Origin of the sequence: Arthrobacter sp. MYb221 (assembly GCF_002979835.1) — a bacterium.
Lineage (GTDB): Bacteria > Actinomycetota > Actinomycetes > Actinomycetales > Micrococcaceae > Glutamicibacter.
In genome coordinates this window covers 401,625-417,216 of the sequence record NZ_PCPW01000002.1, presented here as the reverse complement: position 1 = coordinate 417,216, position 15,592 = coordinate 401,625, and the positions used below count along the sequence as shown (strand labels likewise).

Below are 15,592 nucleotides of genomic sequence, written 5' to 3'. Positions count from 1 at the left end.
CGTATTCCGCGCTTCGGTTTACCCTGTTTCGCGCGGCGCGCCGGTGAACCGGCGGCCAACGGATTCGAGGGGGATCGTTAAACACCGCGTCCCTGCCCGAGAATAAATCTTGGACAGGGAGCGGGCGGCGCATGGTTACTTCCAGAGGCTCACAATCGGGATTCCGGCTTCCGCCAGCAGTTCGCGCAGCACGAAGATATCCAGGCCCACCACGTTTTGGAAGTTCCCTTCGATGGACTCGATGAAGGCCGAGGCCAACCCGTCGATGGTGAATGCGCCGGCACAGGGCAGCGGTTCACCGCTGGCCACGTAGGCCTCGATTTCTTCGTCGCTGACCTCGGCGAAGTGCACCGTGGTCGAGGAGACGCGTCCCCTCGCGCCTTGCGGGTCGGCGGTGTCGACCAGCCAGTGCCCGGAATGCAGGATGCCGGTGGCGCCACTGAGCTGCTGCCAGCGTTCGCGGGCCACCTCGGCGGTATAGGGCTTGCCGTAGGCCACGCCATCGAGCTCGAAGACGGAGTCGCACCCCAGCACCACCGTGCCCTCGGGGTGCTCAGCTGCGGCGACGTTCTCGGCCTTGGCGCGGGCCAGGAGCAGCGCGGTTGCTTCCGGGCTTTGCGGACCGCAGGCGCTCACGGCGGCTGCCAGCACGGCATCCTCGTCAACGCGCGACACCTGGGTTCCGAAGGCCAGCCCGGCATCGGCCAATAGCTTTTGCCGCCCCGCGGAGGCGGAGGCCAGCAGCAGCCGGGCGCTTTCATTACTTAAGGTCATACGGTTACCTCTTCCTTGGCCGAGGCTTCGCCGAGCGGCCGCTCGGCCTTGCGGTCCAGCATCTCATTGAGCTTTGCGCCCTCGACATCCACGTCTGGAAGGATCTTATCCAGCCATTTCGGCAGGTACCAAGCCTTGTCGCCCAGCAGGTGCATAATCGCTGGAATCAACGTCATGCGTACCACGAAGGCATCAAAGAGCACCCCGGTGGCCAAGGCGAAGCCCAACGGACGAATCATTGACAGGTGGGAGAAGATGAATCCGGCAAACACCGCGATCATAATCAGCGCGGCCGCGGTCACCACCGGTGCGGCCATGGAGAAGCCCGAGCGCACCGCGTCCCTGGCCGACAATCCGTGGGCGTAGTGCTCACGCATCGCCGAGACCAGGAAAACCTGATAGTCCATGGCCAGGCCGAAGAGGATGCCGGTGAGCAGGATCGGCAGGAAGCTCAGCAGCGGGCCGGGGACATTGACGTCGAAGACCGAACCCATCCAGCCGAACTGGTAGACCATGACGCTGGCCCCGAAGGCCGCAGCCAGCGAAAGCAGGAAGCCGCCGGTTGCCAACAGCGGAACCACTACCGAGCGGAAGACCAGCAAGAGCAGGACCAGCGAGAGCCCCACCACGATGGCCAGATACGGTGGCAAGGCTGAGGTCACCTTCTCCGAGACATCGATCTGCGCTGCGACCTGGCCGGTCACCGCGATCTTGGCGCCCGTGGCGTCGTTGATCGTCTGCGCGTCGTCGCGCAGCTCGTGCACCAGCGCTTCGGTGGCGGCGGAGGCGGGGCCATCTGCCGGGATCACCTGGATCGCGGACAGCGACCTGTCTTCGGTCGTGGTCACCGGGATGGCGGCGACCACGCCGTCGTATTCGCGGAGCATATCTGCGATATCCAATGACTTGGATTCGGCCTGCCGTTCCGACAAGCCTTCGGGAAGGTCCGCGAGGACCAGCAGCGGGCCGTTGTAGCCGGCGCCGAACTTGTCGCTGGTCTGCTGATAAGCCTGGAAGGCCTGCGAGTCGGCGGCTTCGGCGCTGCCGTCGGGCAAGGCGGTACGCATCTGCGATACCGGGATCGAAATGGCGCCGAGCACCACGACCACCAGCAGCGACACGGGAATCGCGATCTTGGTGACCAGGCGGACCCAGCGAGCCGAGACAGGTTCCTTGGCCACCGGCTTGTCCGCCTTCTTCCGGGCACGCTGGGACACCAGCTTGGGCCCGGCCATGGCCAGCAGGGCGGGAAGCAGCGTGATGTTCAGCAGCACCGAGCAGAGCACGGTGAAGGCCGCGGAGAGTCCGAGCACCGTCAGGAACGGCAGGCCCGGGACCGCGAGGGCGGACAGCGCGATGATGACCGTCAGCCCGGCGAAGACCACGGCATTGCCGCTGGTACCCACCGCGCGGGCGATCGATTCACCGACCTCCATGCCGGAGAGCAACTGCGTGCGGTGGCGGTGAATGATGAACAGCGCATAGTCGATACCCACCGCGAGTCCCAGCATCAAAGCCAGCGCGGGGGTAATCGAGGCCATGGTGAACATCGAGGAGAAGGCAAGCGTGGTGCCCACCCCGGCGCCAACACCCAGCAGGGCGAGCAAGAGGGGCAGTCCGGCGGCGATCAGCGTGCCGAGCATAACCAGCAGGACAACGGCGGCGATCACTACGCCGATGATTTCGGCGGTGCCGAAGACCTCCGAGATGTCCTGCAGGATCTCCTTGGAAAAGAGCACCTCGACACCGGTGGACTGCGGCCCGCTGGCGATCGCGGTGATGGCTTCACGATCCGAGGCGGTCAATGCGTCGGTAGCGATGCGGAAGCTGACTTGGGAGACGGCGGTGGAGCCATCTTCGGAAACGAAACGCATGTCCCCGCTGGCGCCTACCTGGCGGGAGGCGAACTCAAGTTCGGCTCGTCCGCTCTCGAGGTCCTTTTCTCCCTGGGCGATTTCCTTTTCGCCGTCTTCGAGCTCTTTGGTCTTTTCCTTGATAGTAGTTTCGGACTCGCGCAGTTGTTTCTCTGCGTCCGCCAGTTGCGCTTTGCCCGCTACGAAGGCGGCCTTTTGCTTGTCGAATTCTGCCTGCCCCGCGTTGAGCTCGGCGCGGCCGGATTCAAGCTCGGCACGCGCCTGCGCCAGCTTTGACTTGTTCGCATCGATTTCTTGCTTGCCCGAGGCAAGTTGCGACTTGGCCTGATCAAGCTGCTTTTTGGCGGAGGCCAGTTCGCCGCGGTTAGCTTCGAGCTCCTGGCGGCCTTCCGTGGCCTGGGTGGCCCCGGCATCCAATTCCTTGCGCGCGGTATCCAGTTGCTTCAGGCCCGCCTCGGCCTGGCCGATCTGCTTCAGCGCGGCGTTGGCCTGGGCCTTGCCCTCGGTGGCCTGCAGCTTGGCGGCATTCAGTTCGGCGAGGCCGCCCTGCAGCGCCGTCAGCTTTTCGGTGTACTCGCGAATCAGGGCTTCGTCGCCCTCGGCTTCGGCCTGTTTGAGTGCCTGCTCGACCGCTGGGATCTGGGCATTCAGTTCCGAGATTTGCGGTTCAACGGCCTGCAGGCCCTCTTCGGCCTTCGCCAGGCCCTCGGTGGCCTGCTTTTTGCCGGCAACTAGTTCCTTGTCAAACTGGCTGCGGGACTTTCCGTCCAAAATCTTGTCCAGGCCAGCTTGATATTCTTTCTCGCCTGCGTTCAGCTGCGCGTCTGCCTGGTCGAGCTTCTGTTCTCCGGCTTCGAACTGGCTCCGCCCGGACTGGTACTTTTCGAGTCCCGCATTGTATTCGGCGAGGCCCGCTTGGTATTTCCTCTCACCGGCGCTCAGCTGCGCCTGCCCGCTGTGCAGCTGGGCTTCGCCGGCGCGTAGCTCGTCCCAACCGGTGGCCAGCTTCTTTTCGGCCGCGGCGATCCGCGGCTCGGCGTCCTCTATTTCCTTGGTGCCATCGAAAAGTTCGGACCAGCCTTCGGTGATCCTCTTTTGGCCGTCCGCGAGCTGAACCTTGCCGTCGGCTACCTGTTCCTTGGCATCGTCGAGTTCCTTTTGCCCATCCACCAGTTCTTGCTGGGCCTGGTCCAGCTCGGGCTTGGCATCGTCAAGCTGCTTCTGCAGTTCGAAGGGGCTCATGGCCTCGACAACCTGCGGATGCAAGGCCAGTTGATCCAGGGAGTCCTGAATGGCCGATTTCTGGTCCGCATTCAACGCGCGGTTTGAACCTTCGCGGAAGACGATGGTGCCCTGGCCGCCGGCAAGATCGGGGAGTTCTTCCTTCATCCGGTCCATGGTGCGCTGGGTTTCGGTGCCCGGCAGGGTGAAGGTGTTCGACAGCTGCCCCATGAAGAGGCTGGCGCAGACACCGATGGCGATAAACGCCGCAATCCACATGGAGAGCATGCGGAAACGGTGCCTATGGGCCCACGAGGCGAGGCGGTAAAGGAACGTAGCCATGGCTTAGTCTTCCTTGAGCGAGTTTGGTGCGGTCAGTGGCAGCGAGTTAAAACCCGCATCGAGTGTTTCCATGGCCCGGGTGATGAGCTGATGGAAGGAAGAGATGAGTTCATCGGAAACGTGCAGTCCGGTCGCATCCGGTTCCGGCAGTTGGTCGATCCACGTATCGAAGGCCGCTTGCCCCGCCCCGAGGATGGCATGCGTGAACACGCGGATGGAATAGGCATCGGCCTGCGGGTACCTGGAGGCAATTTTGGCGATGACGTCACCGGTGGCGCTTTGCCAGGCAATGAAATTCGGCGGGTAGCAAGTGCCGTTTTCTTGCCGGCGCAGATAGGCGCCGAATTGCGCGACCTGTCCCAAAAGCTCGGTGGCCCGCTCGGATTCCAATGCGCGGACCACTGCTTGCATCAGTGGCAGCTGGTCGGTCAGGGGAGTTAATGTCTCGACCATGTGCTCGAGCACCGCGTGCAGGGGATAGGACAAGATTGCATCTACGGAGGGGAAATAGTTGAACAGGGTGCGCCGGGAAATACCGGCTATTTCGGCGATTTGGGTGGCGGTGATCGCCGTGCCGTGCCCCTCGCGCAGCAGTCGAAGGGCGGCGTCGACGATCGCCTGATGCGTCGCCTGCCTATTGAGTTCGCGGCGCGTGCCGGTGCCATGAGAAGTCACGTAATTACACTACGTGCAAACTTGCACGCTGTGCAAAGTGGGGGGTTGTGTTCTGCCCCACGAAAAAGCGGTCGGCATCCTCCTGATGGGAGGATGCCGACCGCTGGGTGCTGCTCAGGCCGCTCGGACCTACGGGAAACTAGGCGTTTGCCGAAGTTGCCGCCGACGGATCCTGGTTGGCCGCGATGCTGTCGTCCGCGAAGGGATTGCCGTTGCGTGGGGCGTTGTACAGCTCCACATCCAGGATGCCTTCGCGCTTGGCGACAATCGTTGGAACCAAGGCCTGGCCGGCCACGTTGACCGCGGTGCGGCCCATGTCAACAATCGGATCAACCGCGAGCAGCAGGCCAACGCCGGCCAGCGGGAGTCCAAGGGTGGATAGGGTCAGCGTCAGCATCACTACCGCCCCGGTCGTTCCGGCGGTAGCAGCCGAGCCCAGAACCGAAACCAGGGCAATCAACAGGTAGTCGGTCAGGCCGAGGTCAATTCCGAAGAACTGGGCCACGAAGGTGGCGGCGATCGCCGGATAGATCGCTGCGCAACCGTCCATCTTGGTGGTTGCGCCCAAGGGGACGGCGAAGGATGCGTAGCCCGAGGGCACGCCGAGGTTGCGTTCGGTCACGCGCTGCGTCAGCGGCAGCGTGCCGATGGAGGAGCGGGAGACGAAACCGAGCTGCACGGCCGGCCACACCCCGGAGAAGTACTGCTTGATGGAGAGGCCGTGGGTGCGAATCAGGACGGGGTAGAGGGCGAAGAGCACCAGCGCCAGGCCGATGTAGATGGCGAGGGTGAACTTGCCCAGCGCTCCAATGGTGTCCCAGCCGTAGCTTGCGACGGCGTTGCCGATCAGGCCAACGGTGCCGAGCGGGGCGATGCGGATAATCCACCACAGCACCTTCTGGATGATCGCGAGGATCGAGGCGGAGAACGCCAGGAATGGTTCGGCCGCCTTGCCGACCTTCAGCGCGGCAATGCCCACGGCGATGGCGATCACCAGGATCTGCAGCACGTTGAAGCTGATCGAGGTGGTGGCCGCATCCTCGGCGAGCTTGGTGCTTGCGCCCAGGCCCAGGAAGTTCGAAGGGATCAGTCCGGTCAGGAATCCGAGCCAGTCGCCGGTCTTGCCGTCGTACTCGGCCGGTGCGCTTTGGCCGGTATTGGCGCCAGGCTGCATCAGCACGCCCAGTCCCATGCCGATGGTCACTGAGATCAGCGCCGTGATGCCGAACCACAGCAGGGTCTGCCAGGCCAGGCGTGCAGCGTTTGTCACCTGTGCCAGGTTGGCAATGGAAGCAACCACTGCGAAGAAAATGAGCGGGATGACGGCCGTGCGCAACAGGGCAACGTAGCTGGAGCCGATGATCTGCAGGGCTTCACCGAGCGCGTTGGGTTCCTCGGAAGTGCTGCCGGTGTACTTGGCGACCAGGCCGAGGATCAGACCGACGATCAACGCAGCGATAATCTGCGGACCGAAACTGGTCATCCAACGAGGCAGTCGGGATGAAGGTGCGGTGTTAGACATGACTAAAACGGTATGCCGGAAAACGCCAACCACCGCAGTTAAAGTTACGCAACGTTACGATTCTGGATTATTCCGTTATTGACGCCTCAATTACTGTGCGACCGGTCACCGACCTGGGTCGAAAACCAGAGGTATTTTGCGGATTGCTCCGCGTGCCCCGGCATTCGGACGGGCGCTGCCTGGTCTACCGGAGGTTGCTGCCGGGGATTTCCGGATGGATTTTCGTTGGCAATTATGCTTCCAAGGATTTGGTTATTGCCGGTGAAATACACGATGGCCGTACGACCGGTCGGCGCCAGGCGAAAACGCGCAACGAACGGTCTCAGCAGTCCTTGAGCTCCGGGCTGCAAGCAATGGATTGGCACCGCGTCCTGGCCAACCGCACCGCCTGCGCAGGGATCGGTCCGCCGCCGGCTGTTGATGATGACCAGTTGGCTTTGAAAGTCTGTAGATTGGATGCCGCTAGGGGATTCGCCTTAGGCGTGCGACGACGAACATCGGAGAAATCATGCGGGTATATATCACTAGCGTCATGGTTGATGACCAGGCCAAAGCCGAAAAGTTCTACACCGAGATTCTCGGATTTGTGAAGAAGCACGATGTGCCGGTGGGTGAATTCAAATGGCTGACACTTGTCTCGCCAGAAGATGAGGCAGGCGTCGAGGTCCTGCTGGAACCTGCCGAGCATCCGGCGGCGCGACCATTCCAGGCGGCTCTTTTCGCCGATGGCATTCCGCTGACCTCATTCGCGGTTGACGATGTCCAGTCCGAGTATGAGCGTTTGCGCGCCCTGGGCGTGCGGTTCACCCAGGAACCCACAGAGATGGGTCCGGTGACCACTGCCGTATTGGATGACACCTGCGGAAACCTGATCCAGCTGTCCAACTACCGCGCTTAGTGATGCGGTAGGAGCCGTTGGCTGCCGGGAAACCCCGGCAGCCAACGGCTTGGCTAGCTGCCTAGCTCAGCAGGGCGCGGTTGAGCGTGTCAAGGCCCACCGAGCCGAGTTTCAGCGCCTTGGTGTGGAAGTCCTTGAGCTCGAATTGCTCGCCATCGCGGGCGGCAACCTCGTCGCGGGCCTGCTCCCAGAGCCGCTGGCCGATTTTGTAGCTGGGGGCCTGGCCCGGCCAACCGAGGTAGCGGTTGTATTCGAAGTCCAATTGGCCCTCGGTGAGATCCAGGTTCTTCTGCAAGAACTCGTACCCGTTTTCGGCGTCCCAGGTTCCGGTGCCCCACTGGGGAGGAACCGCTAGGCCCAGATGCACGCCGATGTCGAAGACCACGCGGGCCGCACGAATGCGCTGGGCATCAAGCATGCCCAGATAGTCACCCGGATCATCGAGGTAACCCAGCTTGTGCATCAGCCGCTCGGAATATAGCGCCCACCCCTCGCCGTGTCCGGAAACCCAGCAGAGCAGCCGGCGCCAGCTGTTGAGCGTGTTCGCCTGCATCTGCGCGGTTCCTATCTGCAGGTGATGGCCCGGTACCCCTTCGTGGTACACGGTGGTCAGCTCCGACCAGGTGGAGAACTGGTCTTCGCCCGGAGGCACCGACCACCACATGCGTCCGGGGCGGGTGAAATCTTCCGAGGGCCCGGTGTAGTAGATTCCCCCGTCTTCTGTCGGGGCGATCAGGCACTCGATTCGATCCATCGGGGCTGGGATATCGAAGTGCCTATCGCGCAGCTCGGCAATCGCCTTGTCGGCTTTGTCCTGCATCCAGTTCTTCAGGGCCTCGGTGCCGTCCAGCTTGCGCGCCGCATCTGCGTTGAGGATCGCTTTGGCTTCCTCGATGGAGGCGCCGGGCTTGATCAGTTCGGCCACGCGCTGCTGCTCCGCGATGATCGCATCTAGCTCGCCGACTCCCCAGGCGTAGGTCTCGTCCAAATCAACCGATGCACCCAGAAAGCGGCGGGACATCAACGCATAGTATTCACGGCCTGCCGCATCCGCCTCGGGGGCCTGCGCCAGCAGTTCTTCCCTAAGCATTTGCGCAAGCTTCAGGTAGGCGTTCTTCGCCAGGGACGCTCCGGCGTTCAGCGACTCGGCGAGCTCGGGGTCTTTCTCGGCACCGGAGGTGGCTAGCCGATCGAAGAACCCACCGTCTTTTGCATAATCCCGGCACTGGCCGGCGACGATATTCACCTGACGCTTAGCCGACACCAACCCCTTGGAGGCCGAATCGCGCAATGAGGCGATGTAGCCGTCGATTGCCTGCGGGACGTTGGCCAGCCGGGCGGCGACAAATGCGAAGTCCGCTGCGCTCTGTTGCGGCATGAGGTCGAAGACCGAACGGATTTCCTGCGCCGGGCAGGCGATATTGTTCAGCTCGGTGCGTCCGGTCAGCTGGATTTCCAGATCCAGGCCGAGCCGCTCCTGCATCGCGTCGAGGGTGACCTCATCGATGTCATCTTGTGGCTTCGCCGCCTCAAGTTCCGCGAGAGTCTCCCGCAGTAGCTCGATCTGCTGATCGGTGCCCTTGGGGGAGTAGTCGGAATAGGCCGACTCGTAACCGGGGAGCCCGAAAGAAACGCCGTACTCCGGAACTAATTCGAGAGTCTTGGCAAAGAAATTTTCCGCGATGGCGTCGATGCCCGTCGGCACGCGCTGCGTAACAGTGGATGTCATGAAGCTAACACTAATAGATATGAAAGATTTGTTGAAGACCTGCGTTGGCCTTAGTTTCCAGATTTCTGCCGCTATCCACCGCAAGCCGTAGATCCGCATTGATCATGAGGTCGGCTCGGCCTTTACGGTGTCATGCCGGTCACCGGCGGAATTCTGCCGAGGCCGAAGTTTCGGCAAGTAACCCACGGAAGCGACTTCCGCGGCGGCGCGTGAAAAGCCGAATCCGCTGTTCGCCAAGGGGCATGGGGAGAACTCACCATGGTGATGTTTTTGCCTTTTCTTTAGAATTGGGCGGGGAACGGATTGGGCTGGCCCTGGAAGGCAAGCCGATGCACGCAGGCACGGGAACAAAAAGAGCAAGGAATTACGGCATATGGCGAAGTCATCAGGTAACGGCTGGCCAGCGTTGCTCAAAAGTACTGGATTCAAAGTCACCGCGATCCCGCTCGTGGCAGCCCTTGCCGTTGCCGGTGCCATAATCTACCCGGGTTTTGAAACCGCGGACGTGGAACTGAACGACGGCGGCGTCTGGGTGGTCAACCAGTCAGAAGGCAAGATCGGGCACGTCAACTACCAGTCCCGCACCCTCGACGGTGGCGTAGTCACTCCACTGGCCAATTACAACCTGGTGCAAAATGAGGACCGCGTATTCGTGCGCAACCTCGAACAAGCCTCGCTGACCACCATCGATCCATCCATGGTTCAATTTGCCGGAGACAATAGCCTGCCGGCCAACACGTCATTCTCCTACGGTGCCAACGTTGTAGCGGTGACCGATGAAGAACATGGCACCGTGCAGGCCACCAGCCTCGAAGCCATCTCGGAATTCTCCAGCACCGAACCGCTGATCGAATCAAAAGGCAAGGTTGCCGCGGTGGTCGGCACCGACGACACCGTATGGACCGTCGACTACGAAGCGGGCAGCTTCTCCAGCTTCACCATCGATGCCGAAGGCACCGCGCTGCCCGGCGAGTCAATTGAAATCCACGAACTAACCGAGTTCACCGAACCCCAGCTCAGCGCCGTGGGCGATACCGCGGTGGTCTTCGACTCCGCCAGCGGACAGGTCATGACCTCGGCCGGGAAACAGGCAAGCGTCGAAAATCCTGCCAATGCGCGCATCCAGGTCCCCGGCCCGCAGGCCGACGCGGTGAAGATTGCCCTGGACAACTCCCTGGCCTCGGTGAGCCTGAACGGCTCCGCGGTCAACTACGAACAGGTCGAAACCGCCGGGACCCCCATCGCGCCGGTCCACGTGGGCCAGTGCACCTATGCCGCCTGGCAGACCAGCGGACAATACCTGCGCCACTGCGCCGACCCGACGCAAAATCAGCACATGCTGATCCCCGAGATGCTCGTAGGCGCCGAACTGATCTTCCGGGTCAACCGAGACGTAGTAGTGCTGAACGACGTGAACTCCGGGCAGGTCTGGCTGACGAACGAAGGCATGGAAATCGTTAGCAACTGGAGCGATCTGGAACCACCTACCGGTGAGGGCGAATCCACCGAAGAGGAAACCAAGGAAATCACCGACGCGATCGAGCTGCCCAATCGCACGGAAGAAAACAAGAAGCCCATCGCCGAGGACGACACATATAGTATCCGTCCGGGGCGCACCACGATGCTGCCGGTGCTCTACAACGACGTAGACCCCGATGGCGACCTGCTCACCGCCAAGATCGAAGGATCCGATCCCACGCTGGGGACCCTGCAACCGGTGCACCAGGGCACTGGTTTCCAAATCTCGGTGCCGCAAGACGCCAGCGGATCCGCGAACTTCAGCTACACCACCAGCGACGGACGCGGCGGTTCGGACACCGCCAGCGTGCGGCTGAACGTGGCGGACGAAGAATCGAATAAGGCGCCGGAACAAGAACGCACCACCGTGCTGCGCGTGCAGCAAGGCGAGTCGGTGAGCAAAAATGTCCTCACCGACTGGTCCGATCCCGAGGGCGATGACCTGCAGCTCTTGGGCGGCACCAGCGAAGACGAGGACGTCATTCGGGTGCGCCCCGACGGCACCCTGACCTTCCAGGACGATGGGAAGCGGATCGGCCAGAAGGAAATCGCGATCCAGGTTTCGGATCGCCGCGAAAGCACCAAGGGACGCATCCTTGTTGAGGTGCTGGCCGACTCGACGGTGGAGCCGGTCACCGCAACCGACCATGTCACCGCGCGGGTGGGTGAAGCCAAGCTCTTCGAGCCACTGGAAAATGACACCGACCCTTCGGGCGATGGCCTGCGTTTGGCGGGAATCGACGACGTGGCCGGATTGCAGCTGGAAGCCAATATGCATACCGGCGCGATCACCGTGACCGGTGAACGTGCCGGAACCTTTTATGCCGAATATATGACCACCAACGGTCCGGGCAGTGCCCCGGGGCTGGTGCGTATCGATGTTCGCCAACCGGACGATGCCGCCAAGGCGCCCGTCGCGGTGCGCGACGTGGCGCTGCTGCCGGCCGGCCAAGACGTGCTGGTGGATGTACTGGGCAACGACACCGACCCGGCCGGCGGAGTATTGGTGGTGACCGGCGCGCAAAATGAGCTGGACGTTCCCTTCTCGACCAGCGTGGAACGCAACTCCCTGGTGCGCATCACCGACGTGCGCGGACTGAGCGAACCGCGCACCATCAGCTACACGGTGGCCAACGGGACCGGGGAATCAACCGGATCCATCCGTGTCATCCCGATCCCGGCCCCGCCGCGGATGGATCCGCCGCACGCAAACCCGGATACCGTCACCGTCCGCGAGGGCGACGTGGCGACGGTGAAGGTGCTGGAAAATGACATTCACCCCAATGGGGGCGAGCTCACCCTGCTTCCACAGCTCAAAGAGACCGAAGATCTTGGCGAGGGGTCGCTGATTTCGGTGGCGGACGAGACCATTCGCTTCCGGGCAGCCGACTTTGACGGCAAGCCACGCCAGGTCTCCGCCGTCTATACCATCGCGGGCCCGGACGGCCAGGAGACCAGCGCCCGGGTGACCTTCAACGTCAGGCCCGCCGCCGGGGAAAATGACCTCGAATCAAACAGCCCGCCAAACCCCGAGCCGATCGTGGGACGCGTTTTCGCCGGCAGCAGCACCAACGTGCTGGTGCCCTTGGATGCCATTGATCCGGACGGGGATTCGGTGTCGCTGGTGCAATTCGGTTCTGCACCCCGGCAAGGCACCGCAAAAATCCGTGGTGCTTCCATTGACTACTCCGCCAATAAAGACGCGTCCGGAACCGACGAATTCAGCTATGTAGTTGAAGACCGGCTCGGCGCCCGGGCGACCGGCACCATCAAGATCGGTATCGCCGCACTAGCGGAGTCGAATAACTCGCCGGTGGCGGTGAATGACTTCATCACCGTGCGTCCGGACCGGCCGGTGGCTATCGACGTGATGAGCAACGACACCGACCCCGATGGCGACCCGCTGGCGCTGATGCCAGAGGTGAGCACCGAATCAAGTGCCGAGGCCGAGGTGCAAGATGGACGCGTGGTGCTGACCTCGCCACCCAAAACGGGCACGGTATCGGTGCGCTACACCATCAGCGACGGCCGTGGTGGCACCGCGGCGGCCACGCTGACGGTTAAATCCGATCCAGAAGCCAAGCTCTTGGCCCCGATCGCTCGTGACGACCGGGTTTCACTGGAAGAGATCATAGAAAACAATGAGATCACCGTCGATATCCTGCGCAACGACGAAGATCCGGACGGCAGCGCGGACGCGCTCACGGTGAGCTTGCCAGATAACCCGCGCAGCGCCCGAGTCACCGAAGAGGGGTTGCAGGTCACCGTGGGCGAATCCCCGCAGATCATCGCCTATACCCTGAGAGATGCGGACGAGCTGACCTCGACGGCATTTGTCCATGTTCCGGGCACCGGGGACGCGCGCCCGATCCTACGCAGCGGACTGAACCTGCAGGTTCAGGCTGGTGAAACCCTGCCGCTGAACCTCGCGGACCTGGTGCTCGTCCGCGAGGGGCGTTCCCCGCGGCTGGCTACCGAAGAGTCCGTCAGCTCGATGCCGCAGAACGATGGACAACTCGTCGAGTCGGCGACCGAACTTTCATTCCGCGCACCGGTGGACTTTGCCGGTTCCGCCTCCGTGAGCTTCGAGGTGACCGACGGCGGCGGGCCCGATGACCCGCGGGGTTTGAGCTCCAAGCTGACGGTCCCGATTAACGTCACCCCGGCTCCGGGCAACACGCCCGAACAGCGCCGGGACGGCGAAGGCCAACCCGAGGAAGTGGAACCCACGCCGGAAGAGGAAGAAGAGGAACAGCCAGATCCGGAGAACTTCGCACCGACCCTGCAAAGCAATTCGCTCACCGTCGGCCAGGGCGAAGAGCCCGTGGTGATGGATCTGCGCCTGGCCGCCAATGACCAGAACAGCGAAGATATTCCGGATCTGAAATTCGGGCTCGGCGCGGTCGACATCCAAGGGGTCGACGCGCAGATCGTTGACGGGCACAACCTGCAACTCACGGCCAGCGCGCAGACCCCGAAGGGGACCAGCGGCACCGTCGCGGTCACGGTCAGCGACGGGGTGAATCCTCCGGTGAGTGCCGCGATGCGGGTGACGGTCTCCGGCTCCACCCGGGAACTTCCGGTGGCCGTGGCGGACAACGTGGCAAACGCCGCCCAGGGAGAGACCGAGGTTGTTGACGTGCTGGCCAACGACCACAACCCCTACGCCGACAAGGGGCCGCTGCGGCTGCTCAACGCCCGCGCGCTGCAAGCGGTCGGGGCAGTCGAGGTACGCGGCGACAAGGTCGCGATCACGCCGAAAGACGACTTTGTCGGCACCATGCGGGTGGAATACACCATTGGGGACGTCACCGAGGACGTCTCGCGCAACGTGATCGGTACCGTGAGCCTGAACGTGAAGGGCGCCCCCGCGGCGCCGAGCCTGCCACGGATTGAATCCACCGGCGACCGCAAGGCGGTGCTCAGCTGGGAACCACCGGCAAATAACGGTTCGGCGATCACGCACTACACGGTGCGCACCACCGGGCACACCCAGGAATGCTCCACCACCACGTGCACCATCACCGGGCTGGCCAATGACACCGTGTACACCTTCACGGTCTCGGCCACGAACGCGATGGGCGAATCGCCGCGCTCGGCCCAGTCCGCCGAGGCACGCCCGGACGTGGAACCCGAACGGCCCGCGGCCCCGACCGGCAAGGACGGGGACCAGCAGGCGACCTTCAGCTGGAAGGCCCCGATTAGCCGCGGCTCGGCGATCCAGAGCTACACCCTGGAGATCTCGCCGGCCCCGGGCAACGGGGTCACCCAGGTCAACGGGATCACCGGAACCTCGTACAACTGGAAGGGGCTGCGCAACGGCACCTCCTATCAGGTGCGTGTGCGTGCGGTGAACAAGGCCTCGAAGCCTTCCCAATTCAGCCCGTACTCGGCGCAGGTCACCCCGGCTGGCGTGCCGTTCAAGGCATCCGCGCCGACGGCGGCGCGCAAGGACTCGGCGGTTAACGGTGGCGTGGTCAACGTGGCGTGGAAGGCCCCGGGGGCCAACGGCGCGGCCATCACCCACTACACCGTGCGCGCCTTCAACGGCTCCACCGTGGTGAAGACCGTTGACAATATCCCGGCGAACCAGCTGAGCCAGACCATCACCGGGCTGAACACCAGCACCTCCTACCGGTTCACCGTCACCGCGCATAACCGTGTGGGCAGCTCCGGACAGAGCGCCAAATCGGCGGCGGTGACCCCCTATGGTCGCCCGAAAACCATCGGGAACGTCAGCGCCACGGCCACCGGTGCCAACCGGATGATCCGCCTTGATTTCAAGGCCCCTGGCGCCAACGGTTCGGCGATCACCGGGTACCAGTACTCCACCGACGGCGGAGCCTGGAACTCCTTCGGCGGGCCGGGCGCTCGGATCGACACGGGCTCCAACGGCAAGGCGCATACCTGGCGGGTTCGTGCGCTGAATGCCGCCGGAGCCGGTGCTGCAAGCGCGCCGAGCAACAAGGAAAGCGCCTACGGTCCGCTGCGCAACAACGCGCAACTGGCCGCTTCGCATGGGGATCATTGGATCAAGTTCACCTGGAACAAGAACGCCGGAGAATCCAACGGACGCGCGGTCACCCAGACGGTGACCATCAATGGCAAGAAGACCGCCAACGATGGTGCGCAGCGCATTGAGAGTCTGGGATATTCCACCTCGCGCACCATCAAGATCGTCGCCAAAGATACCGCGGGGCAGCAGAAGTCCTGGTCCAAGACCGAGAAAACGAACCCCAAGCCGGCCCGCTCAGTCACCTTGAGCCGCGGACCGAATTACAACGGGTACTCGAACTCGACCTGTGATCCAAACTGCTACAAATACCACGTGGAGTTGTACAACTTCAGCCCCGGCACCCACAGCTACACGGCCAAGTGCTATCACTCGGGCGGAAACTTCTCGTCAAACCCGGTGACCTTCACGGTCGGCGGCAACGGGCGGGCCTCCAAGGATCTGCCATGCGTGGTGGAACCGGGCTACAAGGAGCCGTACTACGCCACGGTGGACGGCGTAAAGTCCAACACCACCAAATTTTGAG

7 protein-coding genes are annotated in these 15,592 nt (G+C 62.9%); 2 read left to right on the top strand and 5 right to left on the bottom strand.

Annotated features, from left to right (window positions below; translation table 11 throughout):
• Window positions 1-135: 135 nt before the first annotated feature.
• From CQ015_RS04345 to CQ015_RS04330, 4 genes are all read right to left on the bottom strand, one after another.
• Window positions 136-774 carry a nucleoside triphosphate pyrophosphatase gene (locus CQ015_RS04345; protein WP_105649473.1) on the bottom strand — a complete coding sequence of 213 codons (639 nt, stop codon included), beginning with the start codon at window positions 772-774 and terminating at the stop codon, window positions 136-138.
• Window positions 771-4,211: an MMPL family transporter gene (locus tag CQ015_RS04340; RefSeq protein ID WP_105649472.1), complete on the bottom strand. Its 3,441-nt coding sequence runs from the start codon at window positions 4,209-4,211 to the stop codon at window positions 771-773. Before CQ015_RS04340 ends, CQ015_RS04345 begins: the two co-directional genes overlap by 4 nt.
• 3 nt (window positions 4,212-4,214) lie before the next feature.
• Complete coding sequence (locus tag CQ015_RS04335; RefSeq protein WP_105649471.1) at window positions 4,215-4,886, bottom strand: TetR family transcriptional regulator; 672 nt, start codon at window positions 4,884-4,886, stop codon at window positions 4,215-4,217.
• Window positions 4,887-5,025: 139 nt separating this feature from the next.
• A complete protein-coding gene (locus tag CQ015_RS04330) occupies window positions 5,026-6,408 on the bottom strand; it encodes a dicarboxylate/amino acid:cation symporter (RefSeq protein ID WP_105649496.1) in 1,383 nt (460 codons plus the stop codon).
• A gap of 508 nt (window positions 6,409-6,916) precedes the next feature.
• On the opposite strand from CQ015_RS04330, the gene CQ015_RS04325 reads away from it, so the two are divergent.
• On the top strand, window positions 6,917-7,306 hold the full coding sequence (locus CQ015_RS04325; protein ID WP_105649470.1) for a VOC family protein: 390 nt from the start codon (window positions 6,917-6,919) through the stop codon (window positions 7,304-7,306).
• A gap of 61 nt (window positions 7,307-7,367) precedes the next feature.
• Here CQ015_RS04325 and CQ015_RS04320 read toward each other — a convergent pair whose 3' ends face one another.
• Window positions 7,368-9,035, bottom strand: coding sequence for a DUF885 domain-containing protein (locus tag CQ015_RS04320; RefSeq protein ID WP_105649469.1), 1,668 nt, complete (start codon window positions 9,033-9,035; stop codon window positions 7,368-7,370).
• A gap of 373 nt (window positions 9,036-9,408) precedes the next feature.
• Between CQ015_RS04320 and CQ015_RS04315 the strand changes: the two genes are divergently transcribed.
• Window positions 9,409-15,591 (top strand): Ig-like domain-containing protein, encoded by a 6,183-nt coding sequence (locus CQ015_RS04315; RefSeq protein ID WP_105649468.1) that lies wholly within the window; start codon window positions 9,409-9,411, stop codon window positions 15,589-15,591.
• Window position 15,592 lies beyond the last annotated feature (1 nt).

Coding starts and splice junctions, on each gene's coding strand:
- CQ015_RS04330 (WP_105649496.1), bottom strand. CDS start 6,408: ATGTCTAACACCGCACCTTCATCCCGACTGCCTCGTTGGATGACCAGT.
- CQ015_RS04320 (WP_105649469.1), bottom strand. CDS start 9,035: ATGACATCCACTGTTACGCAGCGCGTGCCGACGGGCATCGACGCCATC.
- CQ015_RS04340 (WP_105649472.1), bottom strand. CDS start 4,211: ATGGCTACGTTCCTTTACCGCCTCGCCTCGTGGGCCCATAGGCACCGT.
- CQ015_RS04315 (WP_105649468.1), top strand. CDS start 9,409: ATGGCGAAGTCATCAGGTAACGGCTGGCCAGCGTTGCTCAAAAGTACT.
- CQ015_RS04345 (WP_105649473.1), bottom strand. CDS start 774: ATGACCTTAAGTAATGAAAGCGCCCGGCTGCTGCTGGCCTCCGCCTCC.
- CQ015_RS04325 (WP_105649470.1), top strand. CDS start 6,917: ATGCGGGTATATATCACTAGCGTCATGGTTGATGACCAGGCCAAAGCC.